We start from the raw sequence: 26,028 nt of genomic DNA on the forward strand, positions 1-26,028 counted from the left end.
TCGCCCTGGCCGGTTTGAGTCTGTCTGCGACGGCCTGTCAGTCCCTACCGATACCGTCTCCGGCGACCGCGGCCCCGCTGGCCGGGGAGAGGGGCGTGCTGGAGCCGACGACGTCGCTGGGGCCGCAAAGACTTGATTCCGGGGAGTGCGGCGTTTTCCTGTGGCGCGCCGGTGGACCCCACGATTTGCTGGCTTTCGAAAACCTCACGCGCGGTGAAATCAGGTTTCTGGTGGACGCGGAAGCGCTGCGCCGGGTCAGCCCGGGGCTTGCGGGCATGATCGCGGTGGGCGACCTCTATGAGCGCCGCTTTCCTGGTGCCGGCAATGTCCGCGAGATCCTGGTCTCAGGCCGTTTTGACGAAGTCGTTGCGGATGGGTTGCGGATGAACCGTGCTGTTTTGCGCCTGGAAGGCGTTGATGGAAGCCGCAGGGTTATCCCGGTTCTCGGTCACTATTCCTGCCGTCGGGACTAGCCGGTGCCGGGCTGTGCCGAATTCGCGTCGTCGCAAAACATTCACGAAAATTCGATGTGCTGGTCATGCTCGTACCGCAACTTGCCGGCATGACAAATCGAAGAACCGTTACCGCGCTGGCCGGCCTTTCACACCCGGTGCGCCTGGACCTTTTTCGGCGGCTGTGCGCGCGATATCCGATCTCGGTATCCGCGGGTGATCTGGCTGCGCACTATGAAGTGCCGCGATCGACCATGACCGGCCACCTGCAGACCCTGGAACGGGCCGGCTTGATCCGCGCTGAACGACGCTCACAATTCATGTTCTACGCTGCAGACACCGATGGAACGCGCTGGCTTGCCGAGGCGATAATATCGGACATTCTCGGCGATTCTGCCGAACTTACAGGCCGCGCTGAAACAAATTTGCCCTGAGCCTTGAGGGGCGATTTCGATTCAGAGACCGGCCCGCATTGGCCTGACAGCACCGTCACCCCTGTCTGGTCATCGATTTGCCGCTGTCGCGCTCGTCCGGATTTCCTGCGCCAATTCTGATCCATGTCCGCGCAAAACTCATGCCTTGCGTTGTGCGCGGCATTGGCCGCTTTCAACGCGCGGCCGGGTTTGAGTGCGCCATCAATCCGATCATAGCGCGCTGACCCAGGCGGGATAGGGCTGCCTCGATCTGCTGCTCGCTCGCACGTGCCCGACGATCCGCGCGGGTGCGGATCCGGACGGGATCAACGTTGAACTTAAGCGCGGCCGATGATGGAGAGCGGCGCGACGGGCCCCGCTCAGCTCATGGCGCCGTTTTCACGCCTGCGCAGAGGGATCGACTATCTTTGAGTAAATTGGGGCGTTTCGCTGCAGCAACAATCTGTAAATAGTGTAACTTTATAGTTTTGAACTAGATCTGCATGACACAGGTCATGCAAGATCCAATTATAAGCAAGCATTTCCCTAGTCGGTTGGCAGTGGATTTTGGGTGCACACATACGCGCAGTTTGTGATTTGCTCCGGGGGGACGCAAAATGACGAGACTTGTCGCTATAAGACTGTGGGTTCATCAGCTCTCAGGAATCCCTCAATTTTGAGTTCAGCCGAGCGCGGCCGCAAGGATTCGCTGCTCTCGCACACAATACTGAACCGGCTGAGTTCGCTGGGGACGGTTCTGGCGGTCTCCGGGGCGCTGCTGGCGGCCGGAGCCGGACAGGCGTTGGCGCAGAGCCAGGTGGGCGATCAGATCTTTGTCCGCGGCATTGGCTTTCTCACGATCACCGAAGTCCTGGCCGACGGCGGATTTTTGGCCGGCAACCCACTGAACCTGTTTAGTGACAGCGAATACATCATCCTCGGGACCACGGATGCCGGCGTCGTTGCCGTTGGTGACATGATGATCGACCCGACGACGGGTGTGATCGCTGAAGTTACGGCTGTTGTGCTCAACGGTTATGGCGAGCTTGAGAGCGTCACTTTCGATACGGGCAGCATGGTCAATCTTGCCAGCGAACTGGATGTCCGCGGCACCGGGCTCGCCTACTCACTGAATACGCCGACGCGCGGGCCGGGTGATTTCAATTCCGTCGCGGTGCACCGTTTCGGCGCGTCCGGCGGCAATGGGCGCCACGGCTATCCTTTCCGTGAAGCCAATAACGGTGCTGGCGGACAATCTCGCACCGCCAATACCTGGGAAGTGCCGGACACGCATGGCGATTTCGTCACGCACACCGATCTTCTGGCCGGCGTGATCGCGACCAGCCTGGGCGGCAATAGCGGCAATGGTGGTGACGGCTATGCCGGGGCGAGTGCGGCGGCGGGCGGCGCCGGCGGCGCAGGCGGCACGGTCATCCTGACCACGCGGGTCGGAAATCTCACGACCTATGACGTTCAGGCTCATGGTGTCGTGGCACAGAGCCACAGCGGCATCGGCGGCACGGGCGGCGATGTCATTTTGAGCCTGGGCTCTGGCGGAACCGGCGGAGTCGGCAATAGCGGCGGCTCGGCGACGGTCAATAATTACAGCACGATCATCACCCATGGTGAGGGCTCGATCAGTGTGTTCGCCCAAAGCCTCGGCGGTGGCGGCGGCGTGGCCGGCAGCAGTTATGGCCTGCTCGGGGCGGCTGGCGACGGCCATGTTGGCGGCGATAACGCCAAGGGCGCAGAGCTTGTCGTCATGGCCATGCTTGACCCGGGTGTGTCTACAGCCCTGCTCGACGGCGGAGTCGCAGCATGCAGGCTGGCGAGCTTGACGCCTATCAGGCGGTCTTCAGCGAACTCAATCCGGAGGCCCACGTCGCGGCGCTACATGGGCAGCTCACCGCGGCCAATACGATGGCAAGCGATCTGTTCAATTGCGGCACGGTGGTCAGATCACACGATGATCAATGCGTCTGGACCCGCCTTGAGCAATCCACGCGCGACCGCGCGGCCGGCACCGAGGATTTGGGCGTGGGCTCCAATTCCACTCGCTTTAGCGGTGGGTTCCAGCAACCACTCGGCCAGGATTGGTCGCTGGCGTTCGCAATAGCGTATGAGGAAATTAGCCAGACCCCGATTGATGGCAACAGGGCGCGATCCAGTGGTCAGGGGTTCACGGCCGGTCTGGGCATGGAACGCCAGAATGCCGACGGGTATAATTGCGGCTTCTCGATTTCCGGTGGCTGGACCTGGCTGGAAACGGCGCGCTCGGTGGCGGTCTTCGAGACCGGCAGGGGCTTGTCGGAACCCCAGACCGGGCACCTCCGGTTTGACGGGCATGTCGGAAATGTTTTCCGCAATGGCGCTTTCTTCGCCGCACCATCTCTAAACGCAGGTCTGACGGCCTTGCGCCATTATGGCCTGACGGAGACCGGTCTGGACGGACTCGGCGTCCAGGTGGTTCGCGACACCCAACTCATCGCTTCGCTCAATCCAGTCTTGCGTCTGGGTCATGTTTTCCATGAGAGTGAAACGCGCACCGGTACCGTCTCGCTGACGATGGGCGCGCGGCTCAGCTCGACCGGTCGGGTGGACATCCCGGTTCGTTTCGCTGGCGCCAGCGTCAATTCGGATGCGGCAATGATCAGTACTGTTCTCGACCGACGCGTCTATCAGCTCGGTGCTGACATCAATATCGTCGGCAATGAGAGGGTCAGCGTCAGCTTTGGCTACAATGCGGAACTCGGCGACCAAGCCAAGCATCACCGCACCGGCCCGGACCTGCGTCTGCGCTTCTGATCACCTGGCTTTTGCTCGCGATGCCGCCGCGGCCGGGCGGGCGAGGTGAATGCCGAAACCGCAGGACGACATTGTCTGGGCGCGGTCGACGGTCAGCCGAACTTCGTTCGAGTCGTGCGGATCGTGCAGGGCGGGCGTCCGAGCGAATCGATCTGGGCCGTGGAGACCGGGTTCCGTCGCCGCTTCAGGCGCATATTCTGCGCAAACGGCCATGCGACCCCTCAGTCTAGCGAGACGGGTCAAGACAGGACGCGGATCCGGTCTGCCTCGGAAGTCAGCGCCGTGGGCCCCACTCATGCGCGGCTCAGCTGGCGTCCTCTTCCCGAAAGCCGGTGCGCCCGACATCGCCCCACTGCGCGGGCGTGGAGCTGAAATGCTTGATGAGCCCCGTCAGACGCCAGAAATTGTTGAGCTGGCGATAGCCAAAATTTTCGAGCACGGCCGTCCAGGCCAGACTGAGCAATTGCCTGGCTGTGGTGGGGCGTTCGATTGAGCCCTGTTCAAGCACGATGCTCGCCGTGCTGAGAAAAATCCCGAATCCGAACGTCAAAGCCAGATAGGCAAGGAGGAAATCGAGGTCGAGAATGCCCCATAGCGCCAGCGCCGGGACCAGGAAATAGCCCAGGACCTCGACCACCGGTCCGAGGACATCGATGACAATCATGCTCGGCAGGGCCACCAGGCCGATCCGGCCATAGCGGGGGTTGAGGATCATGCCGCGATGTCGCGACAGACTTTCCATCGCTCCGCGCTGCCAGCGAATACGCTGACGGGACAGGCCGCGCAGGGTCGAGGGCACTTCGGTCCAGCACACCGGTTCGGGCAGATAGCGCATTGAATAGGGTATGCCGTCCTGCCGCAGCCGGTGGTGCAGGCGCATGATCAATTCCATATCCTCACCGACCGTCGTGACGTCGAAGCCACCAATTCCAATCACCACGCGGGTCGAGAAAACACCAAAGGCGCCCGATACGAGGGTAAGCGTGTTGGTGCGGCTCAGCGCCAGGCGGGCGAGCAGGAAGGCGCGCGTATACTCCACCGCCTGGACCCGGGCGATGAACTCCTGCGGCAGGTCGTATTGGTCGATCTGTCCGTGCTTGACCAGACAGCCATTGGCGACGCCGACCGTACCGCCGACCGCAACGACATTCTCCGACGGATCCTGGAAGGGCTGAACGGCCCGGACCAGTGCCTCGGGCTGGAGAATGGAATCGGCATCAATGACGCAGAACAATTCGGTGCGGGTGCAGGCGAGACCGGCATTGATCGCGTCGGCCTTTCCGCCATTCTCCTTGTCGACAACACAGAGATTGGGGTAGATCGCCGAGCGATGAATGGCGCGGATCTCGGCATGGACCAATCCGGGGATCGGCGCCCGCGGGATCTCGACCAATTCGAGCGCATCGGCCAGGCGCGTCATGGTTTCGTCGGTCGAGCCGTCATTGACGATGATGACCTGAAAGCCGGAATAGCGCAGCGACAGCAGGGAATGGGCGTTGGCGACGATGGATTTGTCTTCGTTATAGGCGGGCACGATCAGGGTGATCGGCGGCTGATCGCCGCGCCTCAGGGCCTGCCAGGTGGCCTCGTCGTCATGGGCGTTGGCGCGGTCGCGCAATTCGCGCCACGCCGGAATCAGATAGCTGGCATAGATCAGATTCTGGATCAGGCCGACCAGAAGGACGAGCCAGGCCAGAACCAGAAGCGGGATTTCGACCAGACCGATCATGTCGCACGACCTGAAGCGTACAGAACTTCTTCGACAATACGAATTGTCCCCGGGCCCGGATCGGGCAGGTGCCGCAGGACGGCGCGGCCGGGCGGGCCCAGTTCCGCCAGGGCCTGGGCAGCCCGGAACCTCACCGACCAGACCCGGTCGGTGATCAATGCTGTCAGGATTTCGATCAGGTCAGCGCGACGCCGCAGGCCAATCGCAAGGGCCGCACTTTCGCGCACAGCCGGCTCGGGATCTTCGGCCAGCCGCAGCAGGGCCGTTGCTCCGGCCGGGCTCACAATGCCGGCGGCGAGCAGGGCGACGCTGGACCGCACCCGTGGGGAAGCGTGGTTTGCCAGCGTTGTCAGATCGAGCCGTGTCTCCGCAGCACCGATCGCAGCGAGGCCTTCAAGGGCGCTGCGCAAACAACCTTCCATCGCTCCGGCGCCGGCGAGCGCCTCGAGCGCCGATATCGCCCGCGGCCCCTGTCGCCGCAGCGTGGTGGCGAGCAATTGCATGTCGCGAGCACGTGAGCGGTTTGTCAGGTCGACGAGATTTTCTAGCGCGATTTCGGGGTCTCGCCGGACCATTGTCCGCAGAGCGGCCAGGCGAATATGTTGATCCTCGGAGGAGAGTTGCTGACGCACCAGATCCAGTGATGACGGGGTGTCGAGATGCGAGAAAATTGCCAGGATCTGAAGTTTCTGAAGGCGCGGTGACTTGCGGTAGAGGCGCGCCAGGGCGGGTTCGATTTCCCAAACCTCCAGGAGCTGTTTCAAGCGTTGGCGCGCCTCGCCTTCGAGATTGCGGAAATAGCCGATGAGCACTGCGATGCTGGCCCGCACGACGCGATGCTGGAGTTTGGGCAGCATGGCTGGCGCAATCTCCACCCGTGAGGCAAGGAGATTGCGTATGTTGGCGCTGAGCGCATCGGCACAAGCCTGTTCGCGCTCGCGGCCGAGGTCGCGCAGACTGCGCAGAGCCGCCAACGCCAGCAGGGCCAACACGGAAAGGCTCACGAGAACAAGGCTGGCGACCCAGATTGCGGTCAGCAGAACCGTGTCAGAATTGGTAGCTGATTGAAACACTGCACGCCTTCCGGATGTAGGAATTCTCACGGTCATCGCGTGCGCAGTCGAGACGGATTTGCCGGTTCTCGTCGAAGCGGTAACGGACGCCAGCAAACAGGCTGCGTGTGTTGACGGTAACACCGGCATCGGTCTCAGGCGCATCGGCCATGCCGAGGCTGAAAGTGGCGCGCTCGCCAAGCTCGTAGGATCCGCGCAGCAAGGCGCCGTAACTGGCGTCCTCGCCCGCATCCGCAATGGCGATGACCTGGGTTTCCAGACTATAGCCCTCCCAGAACATCCCGATCCCTAGCGAAGCGGATTCCACGGTGACCGCGTTGTACTGATCGCGTCGAAGCCCCAGCGTGGTCCGAACGGCCGGGAGGTCCGTTGAAGGAGGCACCCAGCGCCGGCCTATGGTTATTCCGAGGCTCTGTTCGGGACGGAAAACATTGCCTGGACCCAGATCAGCACTGCCTTCCACATCCCAATCCTCATCGATGCGGTAGGTGAAGCGAAGGCCCAGGCTGTCATTGCGCAGACCAAAACGGTCATAGGTATCGGTGCGAATGCCGGCAGAGAACCGCGGCGCAATCCAGGTCAGCTGCGAGAAAGCCTGGGTCCAGTTACTGTTGGCAGAGCGTGAGAAGCTGCTGACACCCATTCCCATATCAAGACGGAGCCGCATTTCGGTTCCGGTGGTGCCGGCGTCGAGCCGCGCAAGCCCGTCCCGAGCCTCCGCCAGATCCGGGTCCAGCGCCAGCGCGGCGCGAAATGCGGTTTCAGCGTCGTCATTCCGGCCCTGATAATAGGCCAGGGATCCACGTACCGCTTCCAGTTCAGGATTGCCTGGAAAGGCTCGCTCCAATTCGGCGAGTTCGCGTTCGGCACTCTGATAATCATGGCTCCAGGCGAGGACACGAACGCGCATCACCCGGGCCTCATACCCGGACGGTTCCGGTGAGGTTCCAACACGTGCCAGAGCGGCGGAATAGTCGCCTTGATCGGAAAGCCGCCAGACATCGGCACGCCAATCCCCGGTCTCCGCGGGTACGGCCTGCAGGGCCAGCAGGATGGCTGTTACTGTCTCAACGAGCATCGGCGCGCTCCAGAATTCGCAGCCCGCGCAGAACAACTTCGTCCGGATTGAACGGTTTGGTGATGAAGTCGGTCACGCCCCGTCGCAGAAAAGCAAGAGATTCATCGGCCCCGCCCCGCGCCGTCAGAATAATGACCGGAATACTCCGGGTTTGCGGATTGCTCTTGAGGCGGTGGAGCACGGCACTGCCATCAAGGCCCGGCATCATCCGGTCGAGCACGAGCAGGTCGAATTTCTCATTGGCGACCATCTCCAGCGCGGTTTCGCCGTCTGCGGCCTCCGACACCAGACACCCGGAATTGCGAAATCCGTCGCGGAGCAATTGCAGGACCAGAGGGTCGTCATCGATCAGCAAGACGGAGGTGCGCGAATTGTCCAGCCGTTCGCGGATTGTCCGGACGAGCGCGACCGGATCGACCGGCTTGACGAGGTAATCCACCGCGCCGGCCTGAATCGCCCGCAGGACGGAATCCGGGGCGGCATTGGCCGTCAGCATCACCACGCCCATATCCCGTGTCATGCCATCGCGATGCAAGGCTTCGATCAAATCAAGTCCGCGCAGATTCGGAAGTCCGTCATCAAGGAGAAGAACATCGGGGGTCAGGCGGCGCACGGCCGCGACGACTTCGTCGCCGTCATGCACTGTGTGGACATCGATCTCATCGCCGAACATGTCACCGATCAGGGCCGCGAATACGACGTCATCCTCGGCAATCAGGACGCGCCGTTGGCGGGGGGCATGTCTGGCTGGCGCAGATGCTTCGACGGGCGCTGCGTTGCTGAAATCGGGTGTCGTTTGGCTGGCGTGCTTGCCTGCGACGACTTCGCCCAGATAAAGGCTCAGCACCTGTACGGCGTTGATCGACTCCGTGATCGCCTCGGGACCGGCGAGCAGCAGTCTCTCCGCTGTCTTGGCCAGCCGGCTGATTTCTGGAAACCCGAAGGTGCCACCTGACCCGGCCAACTGGTGCGTGTCGTGCGTGAGCGCATCGAGCTGGGTCTGATCGGCATTGCCGCCGGCAAGGTCGGCAATATTGCGATCCAGCTCAAGCCGGGTCGCAGCTGCACGCTCGAGGAATTCCGACAGGGCATGCTGCCACCGCTCGTGCAGCGGTGATAAATCTGGCTTGCCATTGGCCAATGAGAAATCTCCAACATTTGACCTGCCACATGGATGGCCGGGCGATCATGCTTCAGGCTTGGTCTAGCTGACCGCGGGTTGTCGCCGGGGAGTGCGACAATCTCCCGGGTCACCACTCGCATTGCGTGTAATTATGGACTTGCGGGAAGTCTTATCCTGTCAGGGGGCAGGCACAAGGTCTTACTTTGAGATGTCGTGTGTCTGCAAGACTGCTAACCGGGTTGGATGCGACTCAGGGCTCATTCCTTATGAGCGCCGGGTCTGCTTGCTGGAACAATCCGTGGATCGCGGCACCGTCATAACTGTCATAGCCATTGAGCATCGGCTCCACCTCGTCCAGCGTCAGGAATAATGCCGGCAGGTCACCACGAAAACTGACCCGTGATGCCGGCGCGGTCACCGTGTGGCTGTAACGGAAGGCGGGCTCATCTACCGTGCCGGCCACGGTCTCGGCGCGCAAGTGTACTTCCTGAACGGAACCAGATTGTGAAATCTGAAGCTGGCCCTGCGGTGCGGGCCGGTAGACCTGAAGGTGCTCATCCTCAAGCGGCCCGGTTTCAAGTGCGATGACGACCGGCAACTCGTGCGCCTCGCCCCAGATCAGGGATGGTTGAGCTGCAGACAGGATAGACGCCGGCGCCGTCCTATACGCCATGACCGTGAGACGCGCGGCTCGTTCGCGAACGCTGCTCAGGGCCTCCGGTCCGCCGGGGACCAGCGGGAGCCAGAACGGTATGACGATGTCGACATCGGCACCATAAGTCTCGCTCAAAGCAATCACGGATTGTGCCCAGCGCTCGAGCATGTCCTCCGGCGCCAGCGCATAATCGGGTAGAAGATAGGGTTCGATATCGTATTGCAGCCCGTCCAGCGGTGTTGCTGGGTGGTCGAGATTGTATTGCCGGATCGCGAGAGCGCGACCGCGCGCGTACTGCAGGCCGGCGGCTGTGACCATTTCCGGGTCGCCCTCGACCGCTGACACGCCAATTCCGCTGGCATGGGCAATGCTGATCAGGCGTTCCAGCGCGGGCGACGCGTCGACCCGACCCTCCACGATCGGTATCGAAATAAAGACGTGATCAATCCCCTGGGCCATCGCCGACAGAACAAAGGCTTCAGGGTCCTGGCGCCAGGATCCGCTATGCCAGGCCCAGGCGCCACGTTGGAGATCCCGGTCGACTGGTCGGGCGTCGCGCGTGAGATCGAGGTCCGGCGCCGAGCTGCCGGGAGGTGTTTGCGAGACGCAGCCGTCTTGAATGGCGTCGGCGCGCAGATACTCGACAGCATTCTCCCCGACCGGACGCACATAGACATGGATGGCCGATACGCAAGCGGGCCGGGAGCTGGACAGTGGCGAGGTCCAGATTGGCTCTTCCGCATACGCCGGTGCGACCGCTGCGAGACACAGGCCGAGCAGGATACGGAGCGCGACTGGGGGATGGGGGGAGAGCATTGCGGGAAATCTGTCCTTGGTCCTTGGCAGCGGTGGCCGTAACGAAAATGGATTGCGGATCGGATGGGCGTCACCGTGCGCTGCCATCAAAACTGCAAAGTAAGGTCTTGCGGGCCTATTAAAGGACGCGCGAGGATATCGAGGGACGTTATGAACCGAAGTTGGGGTGTAATTGGGGCCATCCTGACCATAGGCCTGATAATCGCGGCAAGTATATGGCTGAGCCGCCCGCCCGCTTTCCTGCGTGGGCTGAATGGACCCGCTGCCGTGAGCGCAGATATCGAAGCCGAGCTGGCGGACTGGCGCGACTACGAGACCGGTAGCGCGTCGCGGTTAGCGATTCTCCTGACCGACGAGGATTCTGCCTGGCTGGGCCTGGTGCACGGGCTGCGCACGATCGGTGTGCCTTTTATCATCACCCGCGATGCTGCGCGTGCCGTTCAGCATTCCACAATTCTGGCCTATCCGATTATTTCTGGCGCCCTCCTCGAGCCGGTCGAGCTCGACAGCTTGCGTCAATATGTGGCCGGCGGGGGCACGCTGATCGCGACCCAGGTACTCGGCGGCGGGTTGCAGGATGTGTTTGGCTTCGAGCGTCTGGAGGAGGGACGTGATCACTATGAGGTCAGCTTCGGGTCGGGTCAGGTCCTCACCGGCTTTCTCACCGGCCCGCGCGAACAGGTTGTCAGGCTGGGCAATCCGGAACGGCCGGAGGGCTGGATCGGCACCCAATCCTTCGTTGGCGCGCAAACCGTGCTCGGTCGTTACCAGGATGGCGCAGCGGCTTTCATCGCCCGGTCCCATGCCGGCGGTGGCCAGGCCTATGCATTGGGTTTTGACCTTGGCTTCTTCATTCTGCGCGCCAATTCGGGTCGCGACGAGGGTGCCGGGCGCGATTATGCCAATGGCTATGAGCCATCAGTGGATGTCTGGTTGCGTCTGGTGCGTGCCATTTACCGGGACGCGCCCGACGCGGTGACCCTGGCGACAGTGCCCGACGGGCAAGCGCTGGCCAGCATCATAACCTTTGATGTCGACTACCAGTACTCCGTGGCGAATATGGCAGCCTATGCCGATGTACTCACGGACCACGGCGTGCATGGCACCTTCTTCATCCAAACCAAGTATTTTCGCGACTATCTCGACCGCAGTTTCTTTGATCAGTCCGCCTTTGCCGCCATTCGGGAATTGCAGCGCCAGGGCATGGAGATCGGCAGCCACTCCGTTAGTCATACCGATGTTTTCTCCGATCTACCGCTGGGGAGTGGCGAGGAGCGATACCCTGGGTATCAGCCGCGGGTTGGCGGCGTCGGCGATACGCGCCATGCTTCGGTGCTTGGAGAACTCCGCGTCAGCCGGTTCCTTCTCGAAGCTCTGACGGGGGAGACCGTCACGTCCTTCAGGCCGGGCTATCTAGCGACGCCGGACAGCTTGCCTGAGGCGCTGGAGGCCAGTGGATACCGCTTTTCGACCTCGATCAGCTCCGGGACAGCGCTCACGCATCTGCCGTACAGGGCAAATTTCGGCCGTCGCTATGCCAGCGAAACCGCGATCTTTGAATTCCCGATTTCCCTAGAGGACGAGCAGCCCGTTCTCGATGGTGACAGGTTGGCGGCCGGGATCGACCTTGCTGCGTCGCTGGCCAGGTATGGCGGGGTCAATGTCGTCCTGATTCACCCCAATGAGACAGGTGAAAAACTGGCCATGCTCGATGGACTGCTAACGGCAATCGGCCCCAATTCATGGATCGGCACTCTCCAGGCATTTGGCGACTGGTGGGCGGTGCGCGACACGGTCCAAGTGGATGTCAGCCTGGGGGAGCAGACGATTGCGCTGGTCATGACGACGGATGCGCCGATCGAGGGCCTTACCGTTCAGATTCCAGAGACCTGGCGGCCGGTCACGCCCCTGCGCGAAGGGGCCAGCCTGGAGGCTGGTGTACTGGTCTTGCCGGCGTTCAATGACCGGCTCGAAATCGAGTTTCGCGACAGCGAATAGGGGATACGGCATTCTGTTCGGTCCAGATTGTGATCTGAAACGCGGCACGGACCGCAGCGCATGCGTCTGATGCTCCGGTTGGTGTCTCCCTGGAGCATGCGATAGGGTTCCGGGCGTGCTGGAGAGCGCAGTGTGGAGCCTGTCAGGTGGCACTCCGCAGGATGGAGCCGGTAGAAAATGCTTGCGAGCCTTCGAATTGCGCTTGTCGATGATCACCGGATGTTTGCCGACGGCTTCAGCGCGCTGCTGTCGAGCATGCGCGAGGATTATACGGTCGAGGTTTTTAGCGAGCCGGTCGAGTTCCTGAAGACGTTCGGCGCGGCCCCAACCTATGATCTGATCATTCTCGATCTGGTGATGCGTTCGATGAACGGGCTCGTCGTGCTCGCCGCGGTCCGCGAGCAAAAACCGCGTACGCCGGTGTTGATGCTTTCCGGCATCGGTGCGGAACCGCCGCTGGCGGAGATGAGAAGGCTGGGCGCGCGGGGTTTCGTCCATAAATCGGCTGACACCGGAGAGTTGATCGCTGCCGTCGATGTCATCCTGGCGGGCGGCACGTGTTTCGACGGGCCGCAAACCCGCGTTATGGCTCGCGCCGGCGAGGCGGCGGATGTCTGGCAATCGAAGTCCGAACGGCAATTGCCCAAGCTTGGGCCGAGGCAGCTGGAAATACTCGATCTCATGGGGCAGGGGGCGACCAACAAGGATATCGCCGGCCGGCTCAATATCAGCGAGAACACGGTGAAGTCCCATATGCGCTCGATCTTCCAGGCGCTGGATTCGCATACGCGGACGGCCTGTATGAGAAAGGCGCAGGCGCTTGGGCTGATCTAGCCTGCCGATGGGCGCAGGATGTCGAGCAGGACGCCATGAAGCTGGTCAGCCTCGGTCGGCTTGGGCAGGACCGTGATGTGCTCCATGCCGGCGATGGCCTCGAATTGATAGATGTCGCCAGTCAGGAGAATGGCCGGGATATCAGCCACAACCTCGGAACGCAGGGCCTTGACCGTCTCCACCCCGTCCTCACCGGCGGCGAGACGCTTGTCGACGATCAACACGTCAGGCTCGGCATCAGCCCAGGATAGTAATTCCAGCGCTTCGCGGCCGGACATGGCGGCGATGACGCGGCAACCCCAATCGGTGAGGAGCATGGTCAGGCTCTCGCGCACGCTGGCCTCATCCTCGACCAGCACGACCAGCGGGCTTTCGGGTATCTTGCCACGCGGTTGCGGATCGCCCGGCGCGTCGGGGAGCGAAGCGGCGAGGGCCAGCACGATGCCGGCGCATGTCCCCTCGCCCGGCGTCGAGTCGAACCGCAGCTCGATATCAAGCTTGCGCGCCAACTGGCGCACGATGGTCAGGCCGAGCCCGAGCCCCACTTCATTGCCGGTATGGCTCGCGTCGAGCTGGACATATTCATCGAAGATGCGGTCTCGCTCGGTTGTCGAAACGCCAGGTCCGTCATCGCAGACCTCTACGAAAAGCGCGCCGTCCTGCAGGGCATGGCGCAGCACCACTTGGCCGCCAGCGGGGGTGAATTTGATAGCGTTGGACAAGAGATTGCGCAGGATGCGGGTGACCAGGAGCGGATCGCTATTCACCGCCAACTTCGCAGGGATAATGGCGAGTTCAACCCGGTTGGCGCGCGCCATGCCCGTAAACTCGGCACGCAAATCCTGCAGGACTTCCTCTAGCGGAAAACCGCGCGTGCGAGCGACAATGGCGCCGCTATCCAGTCGGGCCGTTTCCACGAGCGCCTGCAAGAGCTGCTGCTGGCTGCGCCAACAGGCCTCGATTTTGTCAAGCAGTTCGAGCTGGGTGGGCTGGTCGAGGGTGCGGCGCATGGCGCCGATGAAAAAGCCTTGCGCCTGGAGTGGCTGCGACATGTCATGGCTGGTCGCGGCAAGAAAGCGCGACTTGCTGGCGCTGGCGCGTTCGATGATGCGGTTCTGCTCCTGTAATTGCCGCGTCAGGTCCCGGGTGCGCTCGGCGGCGAGACTGGCGATTGTCTGCACTTCGGCGCGGGCGCTGACCAGCAGGCCGAAGGCGTAATAGATCAGCAGTCCGATCCCGATCAGCCGCAAGGGACCATCGACCGTCAGCAGCCAATAGCCCGCGAAAGGCAGGAGCGTGGCCGAGGCGAGGCTGATGAAGGTGCGCCGGTATTCCGAACTTGGCATCATGCCGCCGACGGTGATCGAGAACACCATATTGGTGGCGATGAACATGTTGAGCAGCGAGCTCGGGTCAAGATAGGCGCTGGCCAGACCGCCCCAGACCAGACCGGTGAGGCCGGAGATGATCGTGTGCCCGGTCAGATAGCGCCGGTAATTGCCGGCATTGATGCCGTGCGGGGCCATCAGTCTCGCATAGGCATAGACCACGCCGATCATGGCGCCGGTGCAGGCCAGCCAGATCGCCGCGAAGCGCAAATCACCGGTCAGGCTGACCAGGACGGCGAGATAGAGCGTCACGCCCGAGACGATCAGGCAGGACAGGCCGGTGCGGGCGTGCAGCAATTGCGCCTGGCCGAGATGGACCTGGCTGAGACCATCGCTCTCATCCGCCATCGAGCGGAGTTTGGCCGGTTGCTCCTGGATTGTCTCGCTCATCTGGGGCCTTCCAGGAGGGATGGGGCGAGCGCTCCCGCCCGTGCAAACTGCGACAATGCCAGCCTGTGCTGCGGCGCTCAACCGCCCGAACGGGTGATGCGCTCAGCTCCCGGTACGGGGCCTGGCCAGATCGGCGACAATTTCACGATGCCGCTCGCGGCTGAGCGGATAGCCCCAGACAATGGCGATCATCGCAGCCATCAGGCCGGCGGGCAGCCAGGAGATCATCGCGATGATCGTCGATTGCGCCACCGGGGTCTGGACGGCATCCGCTGTGTAACCCGACCAGGCGAGCAAGCCACCGGCCAGCAGGGCCGCCAGTCCGGCCGCGCATTTCTGGACGAAGGTGGTCAGCCCGAAAGTGCGTGCCTCGACCCGCACCCCGGTCTTGAGTTCACCGAAATCGATCACATCGGGCACCATCGACCAGAACATGACCGGCAGGGCGGCGCTGCCTATGCCGACCAGGCCGACGCTGACGAGGATCAGGGCCGGACCGGCGGTCGGCGCGATGGCGATCAGCAGATAGCCGGCCAGGGCGGTGATGATGCCGGCCAGCATGGCAAAACGTTTCGAGCTTCGCGCCGAAAGCATCATCCATAGGGGGGCGGTGACGATCATCGCCAGGGCCGGTGTGGCCAGGACGGGCAAGGCGAGCTCGGGCCGGGCCAGTACATGATTGAGGAAATACAGCATATTCTGGGTGAACAGGCCGAAACCGATTGTCGCCAGCAGCATCAGGGCCAGCAGGCGCTGCAGCGGCGGATTGCGCAGCATGCCTGACCAGAGATCCCCCAGATCGCCCAGATATCCTGTTGCCGGCGGCGGTGGTGAGGCGGTCGGGGTTTCGCGAATGCCGAGGCTGGAGAGCAGCAACACGGCGGCGGCGAGCGCTCCGGTGGCGATGGCGGCGAGGCGATAGCCGGCACCTTCGCCGGATTCGGCCGCCATCTGCACGATCAGCGGCGTCGCGATTGCAACAGCCAGCCCGCCAATGGCCGCGCCGACCACGCGCACGGCCGACAGGGCGGTGCGGACATCGCCATCGCGGGTCAGGCGTGCGGGCAGGGCGCTATAGGGCATGGCGGCGCAGGTGAAGGCGGTGCGGAAGGCCAGATGGCTGACCAGGGCCCCGATCGCGGTAACCGCCGCGCCGCCGGCCGGGATCGCAAACATCGCAGCATAGGTGAGCCCGACCGGCAGGGCGGCCCAGCCGATGATGCGGCCATAGCGACCGGTGCGGGCGGCGTGGCGCTCGGCCCAGGTGGCGATCAGCGGGTCGGAGACGGCATCCCAGACCATCCCTGCCAGATAGATCGCGCCCGCGACCCACGGCGCCAGGTGCAGGATGTCGGTATAGAAATAGAGCAGGAAAAGCGCCGCCCCCTGCCAGACCAGCACGAAGCCCAGATCGCCGGCGCCATAGCTCGCGCGGGTCACAATGCTCACCCTGTTTGCGGTCTCGGCTGCCGTTTCAGACGCAGGATCAAGCTCGGACATGGGCAAATCTCTGGGGGACAGGTTTTTTCAGGAAAGCGGTGAGAACCACCCATATGGGTGATTGATGCTGGTGCCAATACATCGCCCAATCAAGTTGAAATCCAACCCTTATTTACGCTCAACCCCAAATTGGGCGTGGAGCCGGGTTGGGGGTGCGCGCGAAGCCCGCAGGGCATTGCGACAGGCGGGTGGCGGCTTCGGGGGGGAGTCGCCGTCCGTCGCGCGCCGGGATTAGAGGGAGTGGCAAGATGATCGGTTTTGGTTCGGCTGCATTTGGCAGGCTCGTCCGCATGTGTCGCGGCACTGGTGCGAAAACGGCGGGGCTGGTGACGGCCATGCTCGCCGCTGCCCTCGTTGCGGGCGCAGGCCTGACGCCCGGCGCCGAGGCAAGCGATCCCGCGCCGCGCCTCTTGTCCACGGGGGGGCCGACCTACACCAATGCCGATTCGTTCACCGCCTCGCTCCAATTCAATGCGAATGTGCGCAATGTCGATCCGTCCGACTTCGAGGTGATCGGTTCGACCGCTACCATCACTGGCTGGACCGCCGTCAGCGCCTCGTATTATTGGGCTGAAGTCTCCGGTGGCGACTTGGCGGATATGAACGGGGAGGTCTGGGTCCGACTCAAGGCAGGTCAGGATATCGAGAGTCTGACCGGGGTTGCGCTGACCGACCTGGCTGCCGTGTCTGAATCGCCCATCACGATCGACAATACCGTGCCGGAGTGCGCCTTTGCCACGACGGCGGCTGCGCCGGTGACCGATGTATTTACCGTGACCATGACCTGTACGCCGCAGGCCGGATGGTCCGACATTATTGTCGCGTTCACCCAATCCGATCTCGTGGTGGGTAATGCCGTGGTAGAGAGTTTTTCCTTTGGGGGGGCGTACACCGCCTCCTTCACCCTCCGGCCGTCCGCCACCGGCACCGTAACGGTCGATCTTCCCGCTGGCAGCCTGTATGATGATGCCAGCAACCCGAATCCGGCCGCGCCGCAATTTTCGATCGCGGCCGATTTGAGCCCGCCAACCATACTCTCGATCGAACGCGCCGACCCTTTGAGCGAGACGACAAACGAGGATTACCTCTGGTGGCTTGTTGCGTTTTCCAAGCCTGTGACCGGAGTGGATGAGACTGATTTCAGCGTGACCGGCAGCACTGCCACGGTTCTCACCGCACAGTCGGCCGGCGGAAATGCCTGGCAAGTCCGGATAGGCGGCGGCGACCTCGCCGGGCTGGAGGGGATCGTGTCCCTCGGCGTCTCTGCTTCACAGGATATCGAAGACACCGACGGCCGCGCCTTGGTCGATGTGACCCCGTCAGGGGCCAATGAAAACTATTTCGATGTTTCGAATACCGCGCCGGTTCTGGCCCATATTCGCCGAGTGACTTCGACATCGGAGCTGACAAACGCAACGGAATTGACGTGGGACTTCCAGTTCTCGAGCATTTCGTCTGGCTACAGTCTTCCACCTGAAGCCTTCAGGGTGCGGAATGTGAACGTGGGGACGATCGAGGTGGAGCGTTATTCGGTCGGCTTCTATGTCACGGCATCCGGCGGCGATCTGCTGACGTATGAGGGCGGCCTCTATATCAGTATTGAGGGTGGCCCCTATCCCGACGAGTATGGCAACAACCTGGGGAGCTATGTTGCCACCGGCACCAAGGAAACTGCCTATACGCTTGATCGCACAGCGCCCGTCGTGGAGTTCATCATCGACACGGATGAGGTTGAGGAGACGGGTCAGCTTACGCTCATTATGTTGTCCAGCGAGCGATTGACCGGGCTTGAGCTGGATGAATTCATAGTCGGAAATGGCACGGCCTCAGACCTCAGGACCTTCGGGAACGGGTATGTCGCCACGATTACGCCAGCAGGCGACGGACTGGTGACGGTTGATCTCGCCGCGGGCGCGGCGACCGATATCGCGGGCAATGGCCATGCGGCGCCGGAGCAGGCCTCCTACCTGTATGACTTTACGCCGCCCAGCGTGACGTCTGTCGAATTTGTCACCACTGGTGGCTCTCCGACCAATTCCGATACCTTGACATGGGCCGTCAGCTTTTCGGAACAGCTCGACAATGTCTCCGAAGACGATTTTCGTGTGGCCGGGACCACGGCGACCATCACTTCTGTGACGCAGTCACAGCCCACGGTCTATGTCGTGGAAGCGGCCGGTGGAGATCTCGCCTCGCTCAATGGACCGGTCGAACTCGAACTGGGCTATGATTCTGACGCCACGGATGCCGGTGGGTTTTGGCTCGAAACGCTCGCTCCGAGCGGCGGGACGGATGAGCGCATCGTCACGGTCGACAATCTCGGCCCGACGCCGCAGCTGTCGCTGGACGACTCGAGTGGCTATTCGAGCGGCGATTTTGTGGTGAACGTCACATTCGACGAGGTGGTCACCGGCTTCACGGCGGCCGATCTGACCCTCACCAATGCCACGGCGGCCATTCTGGCCCAGGACGGCGACTCCTTCTCCTTCACCATCTCGCCGCTGGCCGAGGGCGAGGTGACGATCGCCATCGCCGCGGGCGTGATGACCGATATTGCGGGGAATGACAGTCTGGCCGGGGATGAAACCTTGAGCGTGGCCCATGATCTCTCGGTGCCAGAGCTCGTTTCGATCGAACGCGCCGGGCCCACCGAAATAACCGATTCCGACACTCTCGCATGGATCGTCACGTTCTCGGAACCCGTCATCAACCTGGAAGAATCGGATTTCGCGCTCGATGGCACGACGGCAAGCTTCTACGTCAGGCCTTACGGCTCTGGTGGATTCGCCGGACCTGCGAGAGCCGTCGCGGCGGAGACGGGCCCCGAGGCCTACCGAGTGGTGGCCTATGGCGGTGATTTGCCGTCCCTGAACGGTGTGGTGACGCTGTCACTTCTGGCCGGAAATGATATTGCCGACTATAGCGGGCAATCCTTGGCCAGTCTGACGCCGACCGGCGCCAATGAGACGACATACACGCTCGTCAATGACGTGATCGCGCCGACGGTGGTTCTGTCCTCGGCAGAAACCGGACCGGTTGCCGGCGCATTCACGCTCGACATTGTCTTCTCTGAGTCCGTGAGCCGCCTGGCTCTACAGGACATCGTCGTCAGCAATGGCACCGCCTCGGATTTCTCCGGCACGGCTCTGCCTGAGGAGAACGCGCCCCGTGACGGAACGGTGCACGCCGGCGTCGAACCGAGCCAGGCTGAATATACGGTCACGATCACACCGTCGGCCGACGGCGATGTCACAGTGGATCTCGCGGCAGGCGCCGCGCAGGACCCGAGCGGCAATTCAAGCCTGGCCGCGGCCCAATTTGTCATCGCGGCCGATGTGACCGCGCCGACAGTGGTGCTTTCGACCGAGTCCGCAGACCCGGTCTCGGGTGCCTTCGCGCTGACCGTGACTTTCTCTGAAGCTGTGACCGGCCTGGCCCTCGAGGATCTCGTCGTCGGAAATGGTGCCGCGTCCGAGCTGACCGGTTCCGGCGCGGAATACGCGGTCACGGTCACGCCGGCCGCCGACGGTGATGTCACCGTCGACCTTGCCGCCGGTGCCGCCCAGGATGCGGCGGGCAATGACAACACAGCCGCGACGCAGTTCACCATCAGCACCGATGGCACTGCGCCGACCGTGGTGCTGAGCAGCGATGCCGCCGAGCCGGCGATCGGAGCCTTCACGCTGACGGTAACCTTCTCTGAAGAGGTAACGGATCTGGCGCTCGAAGACTTCGTCGTCGCCAATGCCGAACTCTCCGATCTGAGTGGCAGCGGCGCGGCCTATGAACTCACGGTGACGCCCACGGCCGGCAGCCCCGTCACGGTGGATCTGCCCGCGGAGACAGTCATTGATGCGGCGGGCAATGCCAATCTGGCCGCGGAGCAATTCTCCATCATCACCGACAATATCCCGCCAACCCTGGCGATTACCTTGCCCGGTGAGGAGACAGAGGGACCCTTCACCGCGAGCTTCACCTTCTCCGAGGATGTCACCGGCTTCGAGGTCGATGACATCACAGCCTCCAATGCCGATCTGTCCGAATTCGTGGCGGTCAGTGCGCTGGAATACACCGTGCTGGTCACACCACAGACGATCGGCATGATCGAGATCACGGTCGATGCCGAACTCGCGGAAGATGCCGCCGGCAACGGCAATGTGGCAGCGTACGCCTCGATCGACGCCGTGGCGCAGCCGATTGAAGTCGAAGTGGTTCTGGGCAGCGATGTCGAGGATCCGACGGACGTCACTGCCACAGCCGCGGTGACCAATCCCGGCAGCCAGCCGGTTCAGTTCCGGACCGAGGCCGATGTGGACTGGCTTGATGTCGATCCGCTGACCGGCACGATCCCGGCCTTCGGCGAGGTGGAGCTGACCATCACGGTCAATGAACTGGCCAATGACCTGCCGGCCGGCACCTATACCGGCACGGTAACCGTCATCAATCTCAGCGGCGGCGGTGCCGCGGCCAAGGGGCCCAATGCCGAGACGCGCGCCAGCGGTGACACCATCGTCGTCGCCATCCCGCTCACCGTCTCGATCGCGGAACGCCGTGGCACGATCCAGCTGGTTTCGACCACGCCGGGCGGTCTCCAGCGTGACGAGACCTTCGTCTTCACCTCAAGCGACACCGATCTGGACGCTCTCAGCCTGACCACCCAGGCCGGCTACGCCGCCAGCCCACCGGTGCGCAAACTGCTGGGCACCTATGACGTGATGCAATCAGTACCCGCCGGCTGGCGTCTCGATACCATCAGCTGCGTTGGTGACACAGATGGCGGCAGCGTCATCGATCCCGCTGCGGGCCGGGTCGACATCGATCTGGACGCCAATGAGGTCATTGTCTGCACCTTCGCCAACACCCGTGATGAGGCAGAGGTCCAGCTGGCGACCCAACGCGCCATCCGCAACTTCATGGTCCGGCGCGGCGATCGCATTCTCCAGGCCGCACCGGATCTGACCCGGCGCGTCCAGGATCGCGATACGCGCTCGCCCGGCCAGTTTGCCGCTGACATCAATGGCGGAACGCGCAATGTGTCGATGGTCGCCAGCCTGTCCGGCATGCGCCACGCCGCCCGCGATGCGGCACCGCAGATGGAGGGTGAGGAGGCTCGTATCGACGAAGCCGATAACGGCATCGATATCTGGTTCTCGGCGAATTACTCGTCGATCTCCGATGACCGGGCCGGCGACGCTGCCGATAGCGCCTTCGGCCTGGTGCAGCTCGGGGCTGACTGGATGCTCGGCGAGCAGACGATTATCGGTGTCATGTTCCAGCACGACTGGATGGACGACACAGCCGACGATATCGCCGAACGGGCAGGGGCCATTCGTGGCGCCCGGATTGAAGGCAGCGGCTGGCTCGCCGGACCCTATCTGGTCCGCGAGATCGGTGACGGCCTCTGGTTCGACGCGACTGCAATGTATGGCGAATCCGACAACACGGTCGATCCGCTCGGTCTCTATGAGGATGAATTCACGACTACGCGTTCGCTGGTCCGGATGAACCTCACCGGCGAGTGGCGCTCGGGTAACTGGCGGGTCCGTCCGACCGCTGGTGTGGCGCATTTCGAAGAGAGCCAGGCGGCCTATACCGACAGTCTCGGCATCGATATCCCGGAACAGACCATCGCCATCGGCCGTTTCCAGGCCGGTCCGCAGATATCCTACCGTTTCAACACGCCTTCGGGCGGTTGGTGGGAGCCGAGCGTGGAGCTCACCGGTGTGTGGGATTATGACGCCGCGCGATTGATGGATGAGGACGGTGGTCTGGTTGGCACAGGCGGAGTTCGCGCCGATGCCCGGCTTGGTCTGCGCGGCCAGCTGATGCCGGGAGCCAGCCTTAGCATCGAATCGACCTTCTCGGGTCTGGGCGATGGTGATTTCTCGGCCAATACGGTCCGCGTGGAGCTGCGCTCCAGCTTCTAGCGCCGCGTCGCTCGGCGAAGCTGGAACAGAGAGAACGGGCGGGCCTGCCGGTCCGCCCGTTTTCCTGTGTGCGCCTGTGTGCGCACGTCCGTGGGACGATAGCCGAATGCTCCATCGTGGCCGGTCCAGCGTCGACTCCGCGAGCGCAGGCGGGGCCTTTTACCCACCCGCCTTGCCTCCAGTCGCTCACAGCGTGGAGTTCCTGGCGTCAGCTGATCCGGTGGGCAAGGGTGCCGCCTAGCCGGGCTTCGCGGCGACTTCCTCGCGCTCTTGCTTGCGCAGGGCACGCGAGTCCGCGGACAGGCCTTTCCAGAGACTGACGCAGCAGACCAGCAGGACGATCGTAAAGGGCAGGCCAACGGCGATCGTGCCGGCTTGCAACGCCGTGAGGGCCTGTGCTCCGCCGCCATAGAGCAGGACAATGGCGATCAGCCCCTCGATACAGGCCCAGAAGATACGCTGGGGAACCGGGGCGTGGAGTTTGCCGCCGGCGGTAATGCTGTCGACCACCAGTGAGCCCGAGTCTGACGACGTCACGAAGAAGATCAGCACCAGGATAACCGCCATCATCGAGGCAATCTGGTCGAAGGGCAGGTTTTCGAGCATCTGGAACAAGACGAGTGAGACTTCATCAATCCCGTTGGCCAGTTCGCCGATACCGGTTTCCGCCTGCAGCAGCGCGATCTCGCCGAAGGTTGAAAACCAGGCGATGGTGACGAGGAGCGGAACGAAAATCACACAAAACAGGAATTGCCGCACTGTCCGGCCCTTCGAGATGCGGGCGATGAACATGCCGACAAAGGGCGACCAGGATATCCACCAGGCCCAGTAGAATACCGTCCAGCCGTGGAACCATTCCGTGTCGTCGCGACCGATCCAGTTTGATAACGGGATGAAGTCTCGAACATAATTGATCGTATTGTCCCAGAAGCCGCCCAGGATAAGCAGGGTCGGGCCGACGGCAAAGACGAAGAGCATAAAGAGTGCCGCCATTGCCATGTTGATATTGGACAAGACCTTCACGCCGCCATCGAGGCCGCGCACCACCGAAACGGTGGCGATTAGGGTGATGAAGGCAATAATGGCAATCTGCAAACCGATGCCGGCCTCGATCCCGAAAAGATAGTGCAGGCCACTGGATATCTGCTGTGCACCGAGACCCAGGGACGTGGCCAGGCCGAACAGGGTCGCGATCACCGCGAGCAGGTCAATGATATGTCCCGGCCAGCCCCAGATCCGGTCGCCGAGCAGCGGGTAGAAGGCCGAGCGCACCGTGAGAGGCAAGCCCTTTGAGAAGGCGAAATAGGCCAGCGCCAGCCCCATCACCGCATAGATCGACCACGCATTGAGGCCCCAGTGAAACATGGTCGCGCTTAGCGCCAGATCGTGTGCGGCCGGGGTTTCAGGCTCGACTCCGAGCGGGGTGCCAAACCAGTTCGTGTAGTAGGCCAGCGGCTCGGCGGCCCCCCAGAACATCAGGCCGATCCCGATCCCGGCCGAGAACAGCATCGCAAGCCAGGACGCGGTGGAGAAGTCCGGGCGCGCCTCGCGGCCACCAATGCGCAAACGGCCGAGCGGCGAGACCATGATGAAGAGTGCGAACAGGAAGACAATGTTCACGGTTGACACGAAGAGCCAGTCGAATGTCTCCAGCACCCATGCGCGTGATGCGAGCAGGACGTCCGATGCCGACTGCGGAAACGCCAGCGTCAGGCCGATGAAGGTGACGACGAGCACGGCCGCGATGAAAAACACCGGATTGTGAACATCCAGGCCCAGGACTTCGACATTATCTTCGCCGGTCTTGTGCGACGTTCTGTAAAATCTCCGGGGCATCCTGTCTCCTCAGACTTCGGCGAGTTCATTTCCCAGAGCCGTTTTCAACGGCTCCAGCCAGGGTTCAAAACGGCGCCATTGGGCGACGCCTTGCTTGTAGATCGGCTGGCGGACCTGCTCGGAAGAGGCCGTACGCACCGCACGTTTGGTATGGTGGAAATCAAGGCAGGCCTGCTCGAAGGGCAGGCCGCAGAAATCCAGTATCCGCCGGACCTGGGCTTCGACATCGTCGACGACATCTTCGTGATGCACGCGCAGGATCTGGCCAGGCAGGACCGCGTCCCAATGGTCCATCAAGCGGACATAGGCCTTGTAGTAACGGCCGACTTCCTCGAGCCCGTAGGTGAACTCCTGGCCTTCGGCGAATAATTGCTTGAAGCCGGAGAAACAGCACGCCATGGCCCCGCGGCGTGCATCGATGATTTTCGCATTCGGCAGGATCAGCTTGATCAGGCCGATATGCCGGAAATTATTCGGCATCTTGTCGGTGAAGAACGGGGCACCCTGGCGATGGATGCGCGTATTCTCGATATAATCCTCACCAAGCGCGCGCAGCTTGTCGGCCTCGAGATCATTCAGGACACGCGGATAGAGAGTCCGGTCACTGACCCGCTTGCGGCCGCGCAACCTGTGCGAAAGGGCTAGAATATTGGGCAGTTCCAGCGTGCCATCGACCTGGCTGTGCGAGGCAAGGATTTGTTCGATCAGGGTCGAGCCGGCCCGCGGCAATCCGACAATGAAGATCGGGTCTGGCGCCGGGCACCCGTTGCCGGCCTGTTTCTCGAACATTTCCGATGTGCAGATGCTGGCCTGGGCCTCCAGCTCTTCTTCCATCTGATCTGATTTATAGCGGGTCTGGGCGCGCTTGAGGTCATTGCCGCGCTCATAATACTCGAATGCCGCAGCGTAATCCTTGCGGTCCTCGAGCGCCTTTCCAAGGGCAAAACACAGATAGATCCGGTCCTGAAACCCCAGATCAGGACTGGTTTCCTGCGACCGTAATCTGGCCAGTTCATCATCGGAAAAACGGTAGGTCTTGAGATTGGCGAGCGCATACCAGGCATCGCCCTGGTCAGGCTTGATCCGCGCCGCCGACTGGTAGGAGGCGATTGCCTCATCCTGCTGGCCCAGCGTCTTCAGGGCATGGCCGCGCGAGGTGAGCGTAGCGGGGTCTTCCGGCAAGGCTTGAAGGATTGTTTCGAACAGCGCCAGCGCCTTGTCGAAATCACCCGTCTGCATCGATTCAATCGCCAGATGGGACTGGAATAGCGGATTGTCCGGTTCGCGTTCATGCAGCGCCTTGGCCTGCGCCAGGGCGGCCTCGAACTTCTGTCGTTTGCGCAGCACATCGATGAAGTCCAGCCGGAGCTGGATATTGTCCGGGTCGAGTTCAAGCGCGGTCTCGAGCAGGAAGTCGGCGTCTTCGAGCACGCCGAACCGTTTCCCGATTTCTGCCAGCAGGCGCATGCCTTCAATGTTGTGTGGGTGCTTTTGCATGTAGGCGCGGCAGAGTTGCTCGGCTTTCAGCAGTTTGCCTTCGTAAAGAAGGTGGGTGACGGAAACGAGGTCCTTGGGCAAACTCTCGAGTCGCCGGGCCTGGGCCTCAACCTGATCGGCTTCTGCGGCGCGGCCGAGTGATCGCAATGCGGCCGCCTGGGCTTTCCAGCTGGCCAGCAGGGCGGGATTGAACTGGCAGGCCCGTTGGTAGGCCAGCAGCGCGCGTTTGGAATTGCCGCTATCGCGATGCAGGTGTCCCTCTTCCTGATAGGCGCGGCCAAAATCCGGCGCCATTTGCTTGAGCGCCGCAAGATCGGCAGCGGCGGCAGGAGCGTCTTTCAGATAGCGATGGCAGACCGCGCGCATATAGCGCGCCTCGACGGAAACCGGGTCGGAGTTGATCGCCTCATCCAGCAGGGTGACAGCGTCGCGAAACTCGCCCGCATACATGCGGGCCTGCACGGCCTGCAGCAGATCGGACTGGGTTTCAGTTTCGTCGGGCAAATTGGTATCC

The 26,028-nt window shown here is 62.5% G+C and carries 16 protein-coding genes; 7 read left to right on the forward strand and 9 right to left on the reverse strand.

Annotated features, from left to right (window positions below):
• Positions 1-95: 95 nt before the first annotated feature.
• The 4 genes from BLT42_RS01040 to BLT42_RS14915 all read left to right on the forward strand — a co-directional run bounded on the left by BLT42_RS01040 (position 96) and on the right by BLT42_RS14915 (position 3,670).
• Entirely contained in the window at positions 96-473 is a 378-nt protein-coding gene (locus tag BLT42_RS01040) for a hypothetical protein (protein WP_143023985.1), read from the forward strand.
• A gap of 65 nt (positions 474-538) precedes the next feature.
• Positions 539-886 (forward strand): ArsR/SmtB family transcription factor, encoded by a 348-nt coding sequence (locus tag BLT42_RS01045; RefSeq protein ID WP_233342255.1) that lies wholly within the window; start codon positions 539-541, stop codon positions 884-886.
• Positions 887-1,541: 655 nt separating this feature from the next.
• The gene (locus tag BLT42_RS15195) at positions 1,542-2,981 is read left to right on the forward strand and encodes a hypothetical protein (protein ID WP_091765426.1); all 1,440 of its coding nucleotides are present in this window, start codon (positions 1,542-1,544) and stop codon (positions 2,979-2,981) included.
• Complete coding sequence (locus tag BLT42_RS14915; RefSeq protein WP_233342242.1) at positions 2,903-3,670, forward strand: autotransporter outer membrane beta-barrel domain-containing protein; 768 nt, start codon at positions 2,903-2,905, stop codon at positions 3,668-3,670. Before BLT42_RS15195 ends, BLT42_RS14915 begins: the two co-directional genes overlap by 79 nt.
• Positions 3,671-3,974: 304 nt before the next feature.
• Here the strand turns inward: BLT42_RS14915 and BLT42_RS01060 are convergent, their stop codons facing one another.
• The 5 genes from BLT42_RS01060 to BLT42_RS01080 all read right to left on the reverse strand — a co-directional run bounded on the left by BLT42_RS01060 (position 3,975) and on the right by BLT42_RS01080 (position 10,144).
• Positions 3,975-5,399, reverse strand: coding sequence for a glycosyltransferase family 2 protein (locus tag BLT42_RS01060; protein WP_091765432.1), 1,425 nt, complete (start codon positions 5,397-5,399; stop codon positions 3,975-3,977).
• Complete coding sequence (locus BLT42_RS01065) at positions 5,396-6,472, reverse strand: HEAT repeat domain-containing protein (protein ID WP_176780188.1); 1,077 nt, start codon at positions 6,470-6,472, stop codon at positions 5,396-5,398. The genes BLT42_RS01060 and BLT42_RS01065 overlap by 4 nt, the downstream gene beginning before the upstream one ends.
• Entirely contained in the window at positions 6,447-7,550 is a 1,104-nt protein-coding gene (locus tag BLT42_RS01070) for a YaiO family outer membrane beta-barrel protein (RefSeq protein WP_091765438.1), read from the reverse strand. The genes BLT42_RS01065 and BLT42_RS01070 overlap by 26 nt, the downstream gene beginning before the upstream one ends.
• Positions 7,540-8,691 (reverse strand): response regulator, encoded by a 1,152-nt coding sequence (locus BLT42_RS01075; protein WP_091765441.1) that lies wholly within the window; start codon positions 8,689-8,691, stop codon positions 7,540-7,542. Before BLT42_RS01075 ends, BLT42_RS01070 begins: the two co-directional genes overlap by 11 nt.
• 232 nt (positions 8,692-8,923) lie before the next feature.
• A complete protein-coding gene (locus BLT42_RS01080) occupies positions 8,924-10,144 on the reverse strand; it encodes a hypothetical protein (RefSeq protein WP_091765444.1) in 1,221 nt (406 codons plus the stop codon).
• A 267-nt stretch (positions 10,145-10,411) separates the two neighbouring features.
• Between BLT42_RS01080 and BLT42_RS01085 the strand changes: the two genes are divergently transcribed.
• A complete protein-coding gene (locus BLT42_RS01085) occupies positions 10,412-12,142 on the forward strand; it encodes a polysaccharide deacetylase family protein (protein ID WP_176780189.1) in 1,731 nt (576 codons plus the stop codon).
• Between the two features lie 177 nt (positions 12,143-12,319).
• A complete protein-coding gene (locus BLT42_RS01090; protein ID WP_091765450.1) occupies positions 12,320-12,976 on the forward strand; it encodes a response regulator transcription factor in 657 nt (218 codons plus the stop codon).
• On the opposite strand, the gene BLT42_RS01095 is transcribed toward BLT42_RS01090, so the two are convergent.
• Together BLT42_RS01095 and BLT42_RS01100 are read right to left on the reverse strand one after the other, a co-directional pair.
• Positions 12,973-14,754: an ATP-binding response regulator gene (locus tag BLT42_RS01095; RefSeq protein WP_091765453.1), complete on the reverse strand. Its 1,782-nt coding sequence runs from the start codon at positions 14,752-14,754 to the stop codon at positions 12,973-12,975. The two genes, BLT42_RS01090 and BLT42_RS01095, sit on opposite strands and share 4 nt — an antisense overlap.
• Before the next feature lie 102 nt (positions 14,755-14,856).
• Entirely contained in the window at positions 14,857-16,254 is a 1,398-nt protein-coding gene (locus tag BLT42_RS01100) for an MFS transporter (protein ID WP_091765456.1), read from the reverse strand.
• A gap of 248 nt (positions 16,255-16,502) precedes the next feature.
• Between BLT42_RS01100 and BLT42_RS01105 the strand changes: the two genes are divergently transcribed.
• The gene (locus BLT42_RS01105; RefSeq protein ID WP_091765460.1) at positions 16,503-22,181 is read left to right on the forward strand and encodes an Ig-like domain-containing protein; all 5,679 of its coding nucleotides are present in this window, start codon (positions 16,503-16,505) and stop codon (positions 22,179-22,181) included.
• A gap of 237 nt (positions 22,182-22,418) precedes the next feature.
• On the opposite strand, the gene BLT42_RS01110 is transcribed toward BLT42_RS01105, so the two are convergent.
• Positions 22,419-24,017: a BCCT family transporter gene (locus tag BLT42_RS01110; RefSeq protein ID WP_091765463.1), complete on the reverse strand. Its 1,599-nt coding sequence runs from the start codon at positions 24,015-24,017 to the stop codon at positions 22,419-22,421.
• 9 nt (positions 24,018-24,026) lie between these two features.
• Complete coding sequence (locus BLT42_RS01115) at positions 24,027-26,018, reverse strand: tetratricopeptide repeat-containing sulfotransferase family protein (RefSeq protein ID WP_091765466.1); 1,992 nt, start codon at positions 26,016-26,018, stop codon at positions 24,027-24,029.
• Between the last annotated feature and the right edge of the window lie 10 nt (positions 26,019-26,028).

The sequence above is a fragment of the Maricaulis salignorans genome, from assembly GCF_900103475.1.
GTDB lineage: Bacteria > Pseudomonadota > Alphaproteobacteria > Caulobacterales > Maricaulaceae > Maricaulis > Maricaulis salignorans.

What these genes read in the sequence shown, in the direction of transcription:
- BLT42_RS01095 (WP_091765453.1), bottom strand. Translation starts at nt 14,754, where the DNA reads ATGAGCGAGACAATCCAGGAGCAACCGGCCAAACTCCGCTCGATGGCG.
- BLT42_RS01090 (WP_091765450.1), top strand. Translation starts at nt 12,320, where the DNA reads ATGCTTGCGAGCCTTCGAATTGCGCTTGTCGATGATCACCGGATGTTT.
- BLT42_RS01045 (WP_233342255.1), top strand. Translation starts at nt 539, where the DNA reads ATGCTCGTACCGCAACTTGCCGGCATGACAAATCGAAGAACCGTTACC.
- BLT42_RS01080 (WP_091765444.1), bottom strand. Translation starts at nt 10,144, where the DNA reads ATGCTCTCCCCCCATCCCCCAGTCGCGCTCCGTATCCTGCTCGGCCTG.
- BLT42_RS01060 (WP_091765432.1), bottom strand. Translation starts at nt 5,399, where the DNA reads ATGATCGGTCTGGTCGAAATCCCGCTTCTGGTTCTGGCCTGGCTCGTC.
- BLT42_RS01070 (WP_091765438.1), bottom strand. Translation starts at nt 7,550, where the DNA reads ATGCTCGTTGAGACAGTAACAGCCATCCTGCTGGCCCTGCAGGCCGTA.
- BLT42_RS01105 (WP_091765460.1), top strand. Translation starts at nt 16,503, where the DNA reads ATGATCGGTTTTGGTTCGGCTGCATTTGGCAGGCTCGTCCGCATGTGT.
- BLT42_RS01100 (WP_091765456.1), bottom strand. Translation starts at nt 16,254, where the DNA reads ATGTCCGAGCTTGATCCTGCGTCTGAAACGGCAGCCGAGACCGCAAAC.
- BLT42_RS01110 (WP_091765463.1), bottom strand. Translation starts at nt 24,017, where the DNA reads ATGCCCCGGAGATTTTACAGAACGTCGCACAAGACCGGCGAAGATAAT.